The organism is Kitasatospora xanthocidica, assembly GCF_014656195.1.
In the GTDB taxonomy this organism is placed as follows: domain Bacteria; phylum Actinomycetota; class Actinomycetes; order Streptomycetales; family Streptomycetaceae; genus Kitasatospora; species Kitasatospora xanthocidica.
Map to the genome: position 1 here is coordinate 187,760 of NZ_BNBY01000005.1, position 12,853 is coordinate 200,612.

The window sequence follows — 12,853 nt, forward strand, 5'->3', positions numbered from 1 at the left end:
GCGGAGGCCCCCGAGAGGCGTTACGAGAAGGTCGCCAGCAGCGCTTCGGTCAGGCCGGGCACCAGGTCCGGGCCGGTCAGCACCTCGCGGGCGACGTCCTTGGAGCGCAGCCGCAGGGCGATCTCCTTCCGGCCGTCGCGCAGCACGGCGGCGGTGATCCGCACCTCCTCGCGCTTGGGGTGGTTGGCCACCCACTCGGCGAGCTGGGCGTCGCTGGCACCGCGCGGACGGGACTGCTCGGCGCCCGGGGGCAGCATCAGACGCTCGACGACCAGCGCGCAGCCGGCCACCGCGGCGGGCCAGGCGATGGTGCCGAGGAACTTGTCGAGCTCCATGCCGGCCGGCAGCTCGTCCTGCTCGACCGGGGTGAGGCCGGGCTCGTCGCTGTCGGCGAGGCCGAGCTGCTTGGCGATCCGCGGGTCGGCCTTGCGCAGGGCGGCGCTGTCCACCAGGGCGAACAGCCGGGCCGGGAGGTCCCAGCCGAGGGTGGCGGCGTACTCGTCGATCTCCAGCGCGGCCCGGGTGAGCGGGGAGGCGGCCGGGAGTTTGGAGACGTCGTCGGGGGAGTTGTTCAGATCAGGCGCGTCGGACATGCCTCAATCCTCACACGCCGGGCGGGGCGCGCTCGCCGGGCGGCCCGGCCGGAGGGGGGGTGGCGCGGGCCGCACCGGGGTACGGCTGGGGTACGGCCCGGGGGAGACGGCCGGGGGAGGGGCTGCGTCGTAACCGTCTGCTAACGGTGGGAACTCGGCCAAAGCCTGGTTAAGTTGCTCTGACGACCGACCGATATCCAGACGACACAGCTGAGGTGCCACCGTGGTATTCCAGATGCCGGAACGCTCAGGGCCGGGTTTCCGGCGAAGGGTGGGTCCGCCCTCGCGGCGGGCGCGGGTGGCCCTGCTGACCCTGGGCGTACTCGCGGTGCTGTTCCTGCTGTTCGTCATGTTCGCGGGCTTCTGGACGGACTGGCTGTGGTTCAGGTCGGTCCACTACTCCTCGGTGTTCACCACCCAGCTGTGGACGAAGATCGGGCTGTTCGCGGTGTTCGGCCTGCTGATGGCGGCGATCGTCGGCTTCAACATCTGGCTGGCGCACCGGCTGCGGCCGCCGCTGTCCGCGATGTCGGTGGAGCAGCAGAGCCTGGACCGCTACCGCGCGGGCCTGGCGCCGTTCAAGCGCTGGGCGCTGATCGGCGTCTCGCTGGTGATCGGGCTGGTGGCGGGCGCCGCGGCGTCCGGCCAGTGGCGGACCTGGCTGATGTGGACCAACTCGACGTCCTTCGGGGAGAAGGACGCCCAGTTCGGCATGGACGTCTCCTTCTACGCCTTCGACCTGCCGTTCTACGAGTTCGTGCTCGGCTTCGCGTTCAGCGCGGTGATCGTCTCGCTGCTGACCTCGGCGCTGGTGCACTACCTGTACGGGGGCCTGCGGCTGCAGGGGCCGGGCCGGCGGGCGAGCGCGGGGGCGCAGGGGCACCTGGCGGTGCTGCTGGGCGTCTTCGTGCTGCTGAAGGCCGTCGCCTACTGGCTGGACCGGTACGCGCTGGCGGTCAAGACCGGTTCGTACAAGGGCGTCTCGGGCTGGACGGGCCTGCGCTACGTGGACGCCAACGCGTTCCTGCCGGCCAAGACCATCCTGTTCTTCGTCGCGATCATCTGCGCGGTGCTGTTCTTCCTGACCCCGATCCGCCGCACCTGGGCGCCGGCCCTGATCGGGCTGGGCCTGATGGTGCTCTCGGCGGTGCTGATCGGCGGCCTGTACCCGGCCATCGTGCAGCAGTTCCAGGTCAAGCCGAACGAGCAGGCCAAGGAGACGCCGTACATCCAGAAGAACATCGACGCGACGCGGCAGGCGTACGGGATCGCCGACGCGCAGACCACGCCGTACAGCCCGCAGGGGTCGACCACCGCCGACGCGCTCAAGCCCGACGCGCAGACCATCGCTGACGTCCGGCTGCTGGACCCGAACATCGTGTCGCAGACGTTCCAGTCGCTGGAGCAGCAGCGCAACTACTACGCCTTCCCCAGCACGCTGGACGTGGACCGCTACGGCAGTGGCGCGACCAAGCAGGACACCGTGATCGGCCTGCGCGAGCTGGACCTCAACGGCGTGCAGCGCAACTGGATCAACGACCACTTCAAGTACACCCACGGCTACGGCGCGGCCGTCGCCAAGGGCAACCAGGTCGACGACAAGGGCGGGCCGGTGTTCACTGAGTCCGGCCTGCCGGCCACCGGCGGGCTCGGCGACTACCAGCAGCGGGTCTACTACGGCGAGAAGACGACGACGTACTCGATCGTCGGCGGCTCGAACAAGGAGATCGACTACACCGACACCAAGACCGGTCAGAACGTGGAGTACACGTACACCGGTGACGGCGGTGTCTCGCTGGACAACCCGATCACCCGGGCCGCGTACGCGGTGCGCTTCGCCGAGCCGCAGATCCTCTACGCGGGGGCGATCACCGACGGCGCCAAGGTGATCTACAACCGGACGCCCAAGGAGCGGGTGGAGAAGGTCGCGCCGTGGCTGTCGATCGACGCCGACCCGTACCCGGTCGTGCAGAACGGCCACGTGGTGTGGGTGGTGGACGGCTACACCACCTCGGACGGCTTCCCGTTCTCCTCGAAGACCACCCTGGGCACCGCCACCAAGGACTCGCTGACCAACCAGCGCGGTGAGCTGCTGACCGTCGCCAACCAGGTCAACTACATCCGCAACTCGGTCAAGGCCACGGTGGACGCCTACACCGGCGAGGTGAAGCTCTACCAGTGGGACGAGAAGGACCCGGTGCTGAAGACCTGGATGAAGGCCTTCCCCGGCACCGTCGAGCCGAAGGCGGACATCCCGCAGTCGCTGCTGCCGCACCTGCGCTACCCGCAGGACATGTTCAAGGTGCAGCGCGACCTGCTCGGCCAGTACCACGTGACCGACTCCAACTCCTTCTTCAACGGCAGTGACATCTGGCAGGTCCCGGTGGACCCGACCAGCGACACCAAGCAGGTCCAGCCGCCGTACTACGTGACGGTCCGGATGCCCGACGCCGCCGGCGCGAGCTTCTCGCTCACCAGCACCTTCGTGCCCAACGGCCGTCCCAACCTGGCGGCGTTCCTGGCCGTCAACGCGGACCCGGGCGACGACTACGGGAAGATCCGCCTGCTGAAGATGACCGGCGAGTCCGGCGCCCCCGGCCCCGGCCTGGTGCAGTCGAAGTTCAACTCCCGCCAGGAGGTGGCCAACCAGATCTTCGCGCTGAAGAGCGGCGGCGACACCGAGCTGGAGTACGGCAACCTGCTGACCCTGCCGGTCGGCGGCGGCCTGCTCAACGTCGAGCCGGTGTACGTGCGCGGACGCGGCGCCAAGTACCCGACGCTGCAGAAGGTCCTGGCGGTGTACGGGGACGACAACGTGGCGTTCGAGGACACCCTGGAGGCCGCGCTGAAGAAGCTGTTCGCCGGGCAGGCCCCGCCGGCCACGCCGGTGGCGCCGTCCAACCCGGGCAGCGGCACCGCCCCGACGGCCCCGACCACGCCGACCTCGCCGACCTCGCCGGTCACGCCCGCGCCCACCTCGCCGGCCACTCCGGCGCCGGGCGGGACGATCTCGCCGGAGCTGCAGAAGGCGCTCACGGACGCGGGGAAGGCCTACAACGACAGCCAGACCGCGTTCAAGAACGGCGACTGGGTGGCCTACGGCAACGCCCAGAAGGCGCTCGGCGACGCGCTGAAGGCGGCCGAGGCGGCCCGCGGCGGCAGCCCGGCGCCCGCCCCGGCCGGCACCCCGAGCCCGGGCGCCACCGGCACCGGATCGCCCGCTCCGCAGCCGTAGCCCGCTGAGCTGCGGCAACCGTTTTCCGTTCCACCCCGCGTTCGTGCTACTGTTCAGTCACCGACGCGGGGTGGAGCAGCTCGGTAGCTCGCTGGGCTCATAACCCAGAGGTCGCAGGTTCAAATCCTGTCCCCGCTACAAAGGCCAGAGGCCCGGAGGATCCTTCCTCCGGGCCTCTGGTGTTTCCGCGGCTCCGGGCGTCTTCCGGCCTCCTCCGGCTCCCTCCGGGCGTCCGCCGTTCGGTGGTTTCGGGTCCACCCCGCATTCGTGCTACTGTTTAGTTACCGACGCGGGGTGGAGCAGCTCGGTAGCTCGCTGGGCTCATAACCCAGAGGTCGCAGGTTCAAATCCTGTCCCCGCTACAAAGGCCAGAGGCCCGGAGGATCCTTCCTCCGGGCCTCTGGTGTTTCCGCGGACGCTTCCGTACCGAAGCGGGCGGTTCCGTACCGAAGCGGTGGGAACCGCTCCGGTACTATCGACCGTCGCCAAGGAGGACGACAGCGGGGTTTGTGGGGTGGATGTGTCGGGAAATCGACAAAGCGCCGAAGCAATTTCGTCGGCTTCGGGTCGGCCCCGCTCGAATTCGGCCGGGGCAGGTGTACGCGGGTAGCAGGTGATGCGACGATGGGACACATGGGGGACGGTGTACGGCTGCTGATCGGCCGTCGGGTCCGGCACCTCTCCTGGGAGTCCCCCCGGCCGCACGCCGGGGCACGATGCCGCGACACTCTGGGGGAGCGGGAGTCGGCATGAGGCTGATCGGCAAGTCAGGCGCCAAGTCCGCGGCGGCAGCCGAGGCTGACACCGACGCCTGGGCGGAGAGTGCCGAGACCCCCGAGGGCCGCCCCGGAGCCCTGCCCGCCCAGCGCACCAGCGGACTCTCCGAGCGCCCCGCCCCGGGCAGCGGCCCGGACAGCCTGGTCCACGTGTCCGCCCGTCAGTTCGCCGCCGCCGTCGGCCCGTACGGGGACCGGCCCGACGGGGAGCCGGGCCCCGCCGCCGCGCTCGACCCGGCCGCCCTCGACCCGACCAGCTTCGAGACCGCGCTGGCCGCCCGCGAGTCCGCCGCCCTCGAAGCCCGGCACCGGCAGGCCGCCGACGGCGGCGACGCGGACGCCGCCGGCCGGCTGGGCACCCTGCTGCTGCGCCGCGGCGACCTGGAGGACGCCGAACCGTACCTGCGCGCCGCCGCGGCCGCCGGGCTGCGCGCCGCCGCCAACAACCTCGGCGTGCTGCTGCACCAGCAGGGCCACCGGGCCGAGGCCGGCCAGTGGTGGCGCCAGGCCGCCGTCGCGGGCAGCGCCCCGGCCGCGCACGCGCTCGGGCTGCAGCTGCGCGACCAGGGCGAGGAGGAGGCCGCCGAGTACTGGCTGCACTTCGCCGCCGACCACGGACACCCGCTCGGCGCCTACGCGCTCGGCGATCTGATGGAGCACCGCCGGGACGTACGGGCCGAACGCTGGTTCAAGGTCTCCGCCGACGCCGGGCACCGGGAGGCCGCCTACCGGCTGGCCCGGATGCGCGAGGCCGCCGGGGACAAGGAGACCGCCGAGGCCTGGTACCGCACCGCTGCCGCCCGCAGCCACGCCCGCGCCGCGCTGCGCCTGGGCGTCCTGCTGGAGGAGCGCGCCCGTACCGAGCAGTCGCTGCTGGACGAGGCCGCCCGCTGGTACCGCCAGGCCGCGCAGAACGGCGAGCCGCGCGCGGCCTGCGCGCTCGGCTTCCTGCTGCGTGACTCCGGCGAGATCGCGGCCGCCGCCGAATGGTGGCAGGAGGCCGCCGAGGCCGGCGACGGCAACGCCGCCAACGCGCTCGGCGCCCTGCACGCGAGCCGCGGCGAGGCCAAGGAGGCCGAGCGCTGGTACCGCGTCGCCCTGGACGCGGGCGACCAGAACGGCGCCTTCAACCTCGGCCTGCTCTGCGCCGGCACCGGCCGCGAGCAGCAGGCCGAGCAGTGGTACCGCCGGGCCGCGTACGCCGGGCACCGGGAGGCCTGCAACGCGCTGGCCGTGGTGCTGCTGCAGCGCGGCGACGAGTCCGGCGCCGAGCCGTGGTTCTCCAAGGCCGCCGAGGCCGGCAGCGTCGACGGCGCCTTCAACCTCGGCGTGCTGCACGCCGGGCGCGGCGAGCAGCGCCAGGCCCAGGAGTGGTACGCGCGGGCCGCCGCCGAGGGCCACGGCGAGGCCGCGCTGCAGCTCGCGGTCGCCCAGGAGCAGCGCGGCAACCTGGCCGGGGCGCTGGAGCGCTACCGGCAGTCGGCCGCGGGCGGCTCCGCCGAGGGGGCCTTCCGGCTCGCCTCGCTGCTGGACCGGCGCGGTGACGCGGACGCCGAGGCCGAGCACTGGTACGCGCTGGCGGCCGACGCCGGGCACCGGCGGGCCCAGGTGCGGATGGGTGTCCGGGCGGCCGAGCGGGGGGCGCTGGAGATCGCCGAGAGCTGGTACCGGCGGGCCGCCGGGGCGGGCAGCCGAAGCGCCGCGTTCAACCTGGGCCTGCTGCTGGCCCGGCAGGACAGCGAGGCCGAGGCGATGCTCTGGTACACCCGGGCCGCCGACGCCGGGCACGGACGGGCCGCGCTGCGCCTGGCGCTGCTCGCGCTGCGCCGGGGCGAGCCGGTGCAGGCGGAGAACTGGTGCCGGCGGGCGATCGACTACGGGCCGGCCGAGGTCGCCGAGCGCGCCGGGCGGCTGCTGGGCGCGCTGCACGCCGAGCTGAGCGCGTAGCGGCTCGCCGGGGAGTGCCCTACGCGCGGCAGTCGGGGCACAGGCCGCGGTAGGTGACCTCGGCGGTGGTGACGGCGAAGCCGAACCGCTCGGCGGCGGGCAGCGCGGCGAGCGGGTCGCCCTGCGGGTGGACGTCGCGGATCGCCCCGCAGCCGGAGCAGACCAGGTGCTGGTGGGCGCGGTGCGCGTTGGGGTCGTACCGCCGGGCGCGGCCGTCGGTGGCGACCTCCAGGACCTCGCCGAGGGCGACCAGCTCGCCCAGCGTGTTGTAGACGGTGGCCCGGCTGATCTCGGGCAGCCGGGCCACCGCCCGGGCGTGCACCTGGTCGGCGGTGAGGTGGACGTGCTCGCCGTCGAGGACCTCGGCCACGACGCGGCGCTGCGAGGTGAGCCGCCAGCCGCGCCCGCGCAGTCTCTCCAGCAGGTCGTTCATGTCCACCAGATTAAGTCAGAGTCCGGGATTGATTCCAGTGTTGACTTAGACAAAGTCCAAGTTAGGATCGTGTCATCACGACCGGACATCCGTGGAGGCACCCGTTATGACCACGCAGGACGAGCTGCGCCCGACCCTGACCACGGAGGCGGGTGCCCCCGTCGCCGACAACCAGAACACCGAGACCGCGGGCATCGGCGGCCCCGCCCTGATCCAGGACCAGCTGCTGTTCGAGAAGCTCGCGCACTTCAACCGCGAGCGGATCCCGGAGCGCGTGGTGCACGCCCGCGGCGCCGGGGCCTACGGCACCTTCACGGTCACCGCCGACGTGACGCCCTGGACCCGGGCGGCCTTCCTCTCCGAGATCGGCAAGGAGACCGAGGTCTTCCTGCGCTTCTCCACCGTCGCGGGCAACCTCGGCGCGGCCGACGCGGTGCGCGACCCGCGCGGCTTCGCGCTGAAGTTCTACACCGAGGAGGGCAACTACGACCTCGTCGGCAACAACACCCCGGTGTTCTTCATCAAGGACGCCATCAAGTTCCCCGACTTCATCCACACCCAGAAGCGCGACCCGTACACCGGCTCGCAGGAGGCCGACAACGTCTGGGACTTCTGGGGCCTGTCCCCCGAGGCCACCCACCAGGTCACCTGGCTGTTCGGCGACCGCGGCATCCCCGCCTCGTACCGGCACCTCAACGGCTACGGCTCGCACACCTTCCAGTGGCAGAACGAGGCCGGCGAGCACTTCTGGGTCAAGTACCACTTCAAGACCGACCAGGGCATCCGCAACCTCACCCAGGCCGAGGCCAACGCCCTCGCCGGCGAGGACCCGGACAGCCACCAGCGCGACCTGCGCGAGTCGATCGAGCGCGGCGAGTACCCCAGCTGGACGGTGCAGGTCCAGATCATGCCGGCGGCCGACGCGGCGAACTACCGCTTCAACCCCTTCGACCTCACCAAGGTCTGGCCGCACGCCGACTACCCGCCGGTCGAGATCGGCCGGCTGGAGCTCAACCGCAACCCCGACAACGTCTTCGCCGAGGTCGAGCAGTCGGTCTTCTCCCCGTCGCACTTCGTGCCCGGCATCGGCCCGTCCCCGGACAAGATGCTCCAGGGCCGGCTGTTCGCCTACGCCGACGCCCACCGCTACCGGGTCGGCATCAACGCCGACCACCTGCCGGTGAACCGCCCGCACGCCACCGAGGCCCGCACCAACGGCCGCGACGGCCACCTGTACGACGGTCGCCACGGGCGGCAGAAGAACTACGAGCCGAACAGCTTCGGCGGCCCCGTGCAGACCGGCCGCCCGCTGTGGGCCGCCACCGCCGTCGACGGGAGCACCGGCACCCACGTGGCGCCCTCGCACGCCGAGGACGACGACTTCGTGCAGGCCGGCACCCTGTACCGGCTGTTCTCGGAGGACGAGAAGCAGCGGCTGATCGCCAACCTGGCCGGCTTCATCGCCAAGGTCTCCGCCGACCGCGAGGACATCGTGGAGCGGGCGATCGACAACTTCCGCAAGGCCGACGCCGACTACGGGCAGCGGCTGGACGCGGCGGTCCGGGAACTGCGCAAGCAGCGCTGACGCACCCCGGAGCGGGGCCCGGTGAGGGGCCCCGACGAAACGCGGGCCCCGAGTGCCGATGGAGAACCGGCACTCGGGGCCCGCGCTGTTACTCGCCCGCTCGCCTCCGGGGCGCTCGGATCCGGTGCCGACGGTCGGCGCTCCAAGACCCCTCGTTCCTCAGGGCCTCCTCGCTTCTCCCTTTCGGCACCGGCGCGCCCCTTCGGCTCGGGGCGGGGGCTCGCCCGCTCGCGAGGTGCTGGCTCGGGGCGGGGGCTCGCCCGCTCGCGAGGTGCTGGCTCGGGGCGGGGGCTCGCCCGCTCGCTTCCGGGGCGCTCCGGCCCGGGTGGCTCAGACGCTCAGGCGGCGGAGGGCTTCGTCATGCAGCAGGCCGTTGGAGGCGACGGCGTCGGCGCCGCCGGGGCCGGGGACGCCGTCCAGGCCGGTGAAGCGGCCGCCGGCCTCCTCGACGATGACGGCGTTGGCCGCCATGTCCCAGAGCGACAGCTCGGGCTCGGCGGCGATGTCGACGGCGCCCTCGGCGACCATCATGTAGGACCAGAAGTCGCCGTACGCGCGGGTGCGCCAGCAGGCGCGGGTGAGGTCCAGGAACGGGTCGAGGCGGCCGCGCTCCTCCCAGCCGGTGAGCGAGGAGTAGGAGAAGGACGCGTCCTCGATCCGGGAGACGCCGGAGACGTGGATCCGGGAGGCCTTGGCCAGGCTGCGGCCGGCGAAGGCGCCCAGGCCCTTGGCCGCCCACCAGCGGCGCTGCAGCGCGGGCGCGGAGACGATGCCGACCACCGGGCGTTCGACGCCGTCCGGGCCGTCCTCCAGCAGGGCGATCAGGGTCGCCCAGACCGGGACGCCGCGGATGTAGTTCTTGGTGCCGTCGATCGGGTCGATCACCCAGCGGCGCGGGCCGGAGCCCTGCAGGCCGAACTCCTCGCCCAGCACCGCGTCGCGCGGGCGGGCGCGCTGCAGCACGCTGCGGACGAGTTCCTCGGCGGCCTTGTCGGCGTCGCTCACCGGGGTGAGGTCGGGCTTGGTCTCGATCTTCAGGTCGAGGGCGCGGAAGCGTTCCAGGGTGACCGAGTCGGCCGAGTCGGCGAGGACGTGGGCGAGTCGGAGGTCGTCGTGGTAGTCGGCCATGTCCAAGACCCTAGCGAGCCCGTCCCGATCGGCACAGCCGGGCTCGCGGAGCGGGACGGAGCCGTGGAGCCGTCCGGGTCGTGGAGCCGGGGCGCCGTCCTAGGGCGTGTCTGACAATTCCCGCCGGGCGCGCGACGCCGGGGCACGCACCTCGCCGCGTTGTCGTCGGTCGCCGATGCTCCGCATGGACTCCCTCCTCCGCCTTGCGATGCACGCACCCCAACGCCGCGCGCTGATCCGACGCGAATTGTCAGACACGCCCTAGTGCGCGGTGCCGCTCAGCTGCAGGCCGATGACGCCGGCGATCACCAGGGAGATCGAGACCAGCTTGAGCACCGAGCTGGTCTCGTCCAGGAAGACCATGCCGTAGATGGCGGTGCCGGCCGCGCCGATGCCCGTCCACACGGCGTAGGCGGGGCCGACCGGCAGGGTCTTGAGGGAGAGGGTGAGCAGGCCGAAGCTGCCGAGGGCGAACACGCAGAAGCTGATGGTGGGCCAGAGCTTGGTGAAGCCCTCGCTGAGCTTGAGGTTGATCGCGAAGCCGGTCTCCAGCAGGCCGGCCAGGACCACCAGGGCCCATGCCATCGCGTGCCCTCCCAGTCGATCGACGGTCGGACCGTGCCCGGCCTGACCTTCCTATGATCACCAGGTGGGCCCGGTCCGACACCTCGGACGGGCCACCAACCCCGGGGCACGGAGCCCCGGGCTCAGTCGGCCTCGCCCTCCTTGCTGGCCAGCAGACGGCGCAGCGAGTAGAGCCGGGCGGCCTCGGCGTGGCCGTCGGCGACCCAGGCGTCCAGCGCGCAGTCCGGCTCGTCGTGGCTGCACGCGCGCGGGCAGTCGACGGTGCCGGGCTCCAGGTCGGGGAAGGCGAGGATGACCCGGGACGGGTCGATGTGCGAGAGGCCGAAGGAGCGGAAGCCCGGGGTGTCGATCACCCATCCGGTGTCCAGCGCCTTCTTGGAGCCCGGCTTGGCGCCGGGCGGCGGGGGCAGCCGCAGCGCGAGGGCGGACACCGTGGTGTGCCGGCCGCGGCCGGTCACCGCGTTGACGTGGCCGGTCTGCCGCCGGCGGTCCGGGACGAGGGCGTTGACCAGGGTGGTCTTGCCGACGCCGGAGTGGCCGATGAACACCGTGGAGCGCCCGCGCAGGTGCTCGCGGACGGCCTCGGCGCCGGCGGTCTCCAGCTCGTCGCGGCGGGTCACCACGTACCGGATGCCGAGCGGGGCGTAGGAGTCCAGCACCGGCTCGGCCGGCGCCAGGTCCGCCTTGGTGAGCACCAGCAGCGGCTCCATGCCCGCGTCGTAGGCGGCCACCAGGCAGCGGTCGATCAGCCGCGGGCGCGGCTCCGGGTCGGCCAGGGCGGTGACGATGGCCAGCTGCTCGGCGTTGGCGACGACGATCCGCTCGTACGGGTCGTCGTCGTCCGCGGTGCGCCGCAGCACCGAGGTGCGCTCCTCGACCCGGACGATCCGGGCGAGGGTGTCGGCGTCCCCGGAGAGGTCGCCGACCAGGTTGACGATGTCGCCGACGACGACGCCCTTGCGGCCCAGCTCGCGGGCCTTCATGGCGACGATCTGGCGCTCCTGCTTGGTGCCCTGGTCGACCAGACAGGTGAGCCGACCGCGGTCGACGGTCAGCACCATCGCCTCGGCGGCGTCCTCGTGCTTGGGCCGGATCCGGGTCCGCGGCCGGGAGCCCCGGCGGGCCGGGCGGTTGCGGATGTCGTCCTCGTCGGCGTCCTTGCCGTAGCGGCGCATGTGCTCAGTCTCCGCTCAGTGGTCCGCCGCCGCTTCGCCGAGCAGCTCGGACCACATCCCGGGGAAGTCGGGCAGGGTCTTGGCGGTGGTGGCGACGTTCTCCACCCCGACACCGGGCACGGCGAGGCCGAGCACCGCGGCGGCCGTGGCCAGACGGTGGTCCTCGTAGGTGTGGAAGACGCCTCCGCGCAGCGGGCGCGGGCGGATCCGCAGGCCGTCCTCGGTCTCGGTGACGTCGCCGCCGAGGTCGTTGATCTCCTTGGCGAGCGCGGCGAGCCGGTCCGTCTCGTGCAGGCGCAGGTGGGCGATGCCGTACAGGTGGGACTCGGAGTCGGCGAGCGCGGCCACCGCGGCGATGACCGGGGTGAGCTCGCCGACGTCGTGCAGGTCCGCCTCGATGCCGTGGATCCGGCCGGTGCCGGTGAACTGCAGGCCCTCGTCGGTGAACTCGCAGGCGCCGCCCATCCGGGTGTAGATCTCGCGCAGCTGGTCGCCGGGCTGGGTGGTGTGCTTCGGCCAGTCCCGCACGGTGACGCGGCCACCGGTGACCAGCGCGGCGGCGAAGAACGGCGCGGCGTTGGAGAGGTCGGGCTCGACCACCAGGTCGCGGCCGATCAGGGCGCCGGGGGTGACCCGCCAGACGTCCTTCTCGCCGCCGTCCTCGGGCGCGTCGACCTGGGCGCCGGCCAGACGCAGCATCTCGACGGTCATCCGGATGTGCGGCAGCGACGGCACCGGGCCGCCGACGTGCCGGACCTCGATGCCCTGGTTGTAGCGGGCGCCCGAGAGCAGCAGCGCGGAGACGAACTGGGACGAGGAGGAGGCGTCCAGCTCGACCGGGCCGCCGTCCAGCGAGCCGGTGCCGTGGACGGTGAGCGGGAAGGCGCCGCGGCCGCCGTCCTCGATCCGGGCACCCAGCGCGCGCAGGGCGTTGATCACGCCGTGCTGGGGGCGCTCGTAGCAGCGCGGGTCGCCGTCGAAGTGCACCGGGCCGTCGGCGAGGACGGCGAGCGGGGGCAGGAAGCGCATGACCGTGCCGGCGTTGCCGACGTCGACGGAGGCCGGGCCGAGCAGCGCGGGGGCCGGGATGACCCGCCAGGCCTCGCCGCCGCCGGTGCCGCCCGCGTCGTTGTTGACCGTCTCCTCGATGGTGACCCCGAGGGCGCGCAGGCCGTCGGCCATCAGCTGGGAGTCACGGCTGCGCAGCGGGCGGCGCACCCAGCCGGGCTTCTCGGCGAGCGCGGCCAGCACCAGGGCCCGGTTGGTGACCGACTTGGAGCCGGGGATGGTGACGGTGGCGTCGACGGGGCTGGTGGCGACGGGGGCGGGCCACGGGGTCTCGGTCATGTGGGCAAGTCTAGGGCCGTACCGAAACCGCCCGGATCGTGGACGCGGA

At 72.7% G+C, this 12,853-nt stretch carries 9 protein-coding genes and 2 tRNA genes; 5 read left to right on the plus strand and 6 right to left on the minus strand.

The window, feature by feature from the left end; all coding sequences use genetic code 11:
- Positions 1–20: 20 nt before the first annotated feature.
- Positions 21–593: a PPA1309 family protein gene (locus IE332_RS11240; RefSeq protein WP_189915643.1), complete on the minus strand. Its 573-nt coding sequence runs from the start codon at positions 591–593 to the stop codon at positions 21–23.
- Between the two features lie 235 nt (positions 594–828).
- Here IE332_RS11240 and IE332_RS11245 point away from each other — a divergent pair, with 235 nt between their 5' ends.
- From IE332_RS11245 to IE332_RS11260, 4 genes are all read left to right on the plus strand, one after another.
- Positions 829–3,828, plus strand: a complete 3,000-nt coding sequence (locus tag IE332_RS11245; RefSeq protein ID WP_189915644.1) for a UPF0182 family membrane protein — start codon at positions 829–831, stop codon at positions 3,826–3,828.
- A 64-nt stretch (positions 3,829–3,892) separates the two neighbouring features.
- Positions 3,893–3,966, plus strand: a tRNA-Met gene (locus IE332_RS11250).
- Between the two features lie 150 nt (positions 3,967–4,116).
- Positions 4,117–4,190: transfer RNA gene (locus IE332_RS11255), tRNA-Met, on the plus strand.
- Positions 4,191–4,577: 387 nt separating this feature from the next.
- Positions 4,578–6,551: a tetratricopeptide repeat protein gene (locus tag IE332_RS11260; protein WP_229928515.1), complete on the plus strand. Its 1,974-nt coding sequence runs from the start codon at positions 4,578–4,580 to the stop codon at positions 6,549–6,551.
- Positions 6,552–6,570: 19 nt separating this feature from the next.
- Here IE332_RS11260 and IE332_RS11265 read toward each other — a convergent pair whose 3' ends face one another.
- Positions 6,571–6,984: a Fur family transcriptional regulator gene (locus IE332_RS11265; RefSeq protein ID WP_189915645.1), complete on the minus strand. Its 414-nt coding sequence runs from the start codon at positions 6,982–6,984 to the stop codon at positions 6,571–6,573.
- A 106-nt stretch (positions 6,985–7,090) separates the two neighbouring features.
- Between IE332_RS11265 and IE332_RS11270 the strand changes: the two genes are divergently transcribed.
- Positions 7,091–8,569, plus strand: coding sequence for a catalase (locus IE332_RS11270; protein ID WP_189915646.1), 1,479 nt, complete (start codon positions 7,091–7,093; stop codon positions 8,567–8,569).
- Positions 8,570–8,899: 330 nt separating this feature from the next.
- Here IE332_RS11270 and hisN read toward each other — a convergent pair whose 3' ends face one another.
- The 4 genes from hisN to aroA all read right to left on the minus strand — a co-directional run bounded on the left by hisN (position 8,900) and on the right by aroA (position 12,804).
- Positions 8,900–9,697, minus strand: coding sequence for a histidinol-phosphatase (gene hisN, locus IE332_RS11275; RefSeq protein ID WP_189915647.1), 798 nt, complete (start codon positions 9,695–9,697; stop codon positions 8,900–8,902).
- 261 nt (positions 9,698–9,958) lie between these two features.
- Positions 9,959–10,282 carry a DMT family transporter gene (locus IE332_RS11280; protein WP_189915648.1) on the minus strand — a complete coding sequence of 108 codons (324 nt, stop codon included), beginning with the start codon at positions 10,280–10,282 and terminating at the stop codon, positions 9,959–9,961.
- A gap of 122 nt (positions 10,283–10,404) precedes the next feature.
- Complete coding sequence (gene rsgA, locus IE332_RS11285) at positions 10,405–11,457, minus strand: ribosome small subunit-dependent GTPase A (RefSeq protein WP_189915649.1); 1,053 nt, start codon at positions 11,455–11,457, stop codon at positions 10,405–10,407.
- Positions 11,458–11,472: 15 nt separating this feature from the next.
- Complete coding sequence (gene aroA, locus IE332_RS11290; protein ID WP_189915650.1) at positions 11,473–12,804, minus strand: 3-phosphoshikimate 1-carboxyvinyltransferase; 1,332 nt, start codon at positions 12,802–12,804, stop codon at positions 11,473–11,475.
- Between the last annotated feature and the right edge of the window lie 49 nt (positions 12,805–12,853).

Coding starts and splice junctions, on each gene's coding strand:
- IE332_RS11245 (WP_189915644.1), top strand. CDS start 829: ATGCCGGAACGCTCAGGGCCGGGTTTCCGGCGAAGGGTGGGTCCGCCC.
- hisN (WP_189915647.1), bottom strand. CDS start 9,697: ATGGCCGACTACCACGACGACCTCCGACTCGCCCACGTCCTCGCCGAC.
- rsgA (WP_189915649.1), bottom strand. CDS start 11,457: ATGCGCCGCTACGGCAAGGACGCCGACGAGGACGACATCCGCAACCGC.
- IE332_RS11260 (WP_229928515.1), top strand. CDS start 4,578: ATGAGGCTGATCGGCAAGTCAGGCGCCAAGTCCGCGGCGGCAGCCGAG.
- IE332_RS11265 (WP_189915645.1), bottom strand. CDS start 6,984: ATGAACGACCTGCTGGAGAGACTGCGCGGGCGCGGCTGGCGGCTCACC.
- IE332_RS11270 (WP_189915646.1), top strand. CDS start 7,091: ATGACCACGCAGGACGAGCTGCGCCCGACCCTGACCACGGAGGCGGGT.
- IE332_RS11240 (WP_189915643.1), bottom strand. CDS start 593: ATGTCCGACGCGCCTGATCTGAACAACTCCCCCGACGACGTCTCCAAA.
- IE332_RS11280 (WP_189915648.1), bottom strand. CDS start 10,282: ATGGCATGGGCCCTGGTGGTCCTGGCCGGCCTGCTGGAGACCGGCTTC.
- aroA (WP_189915650.1), bottom strand. CDS start 12,804: ATGACCGAGACCCCGTGGCCCGCCCCCGTCGCCACCAGCCCCGTCGAC.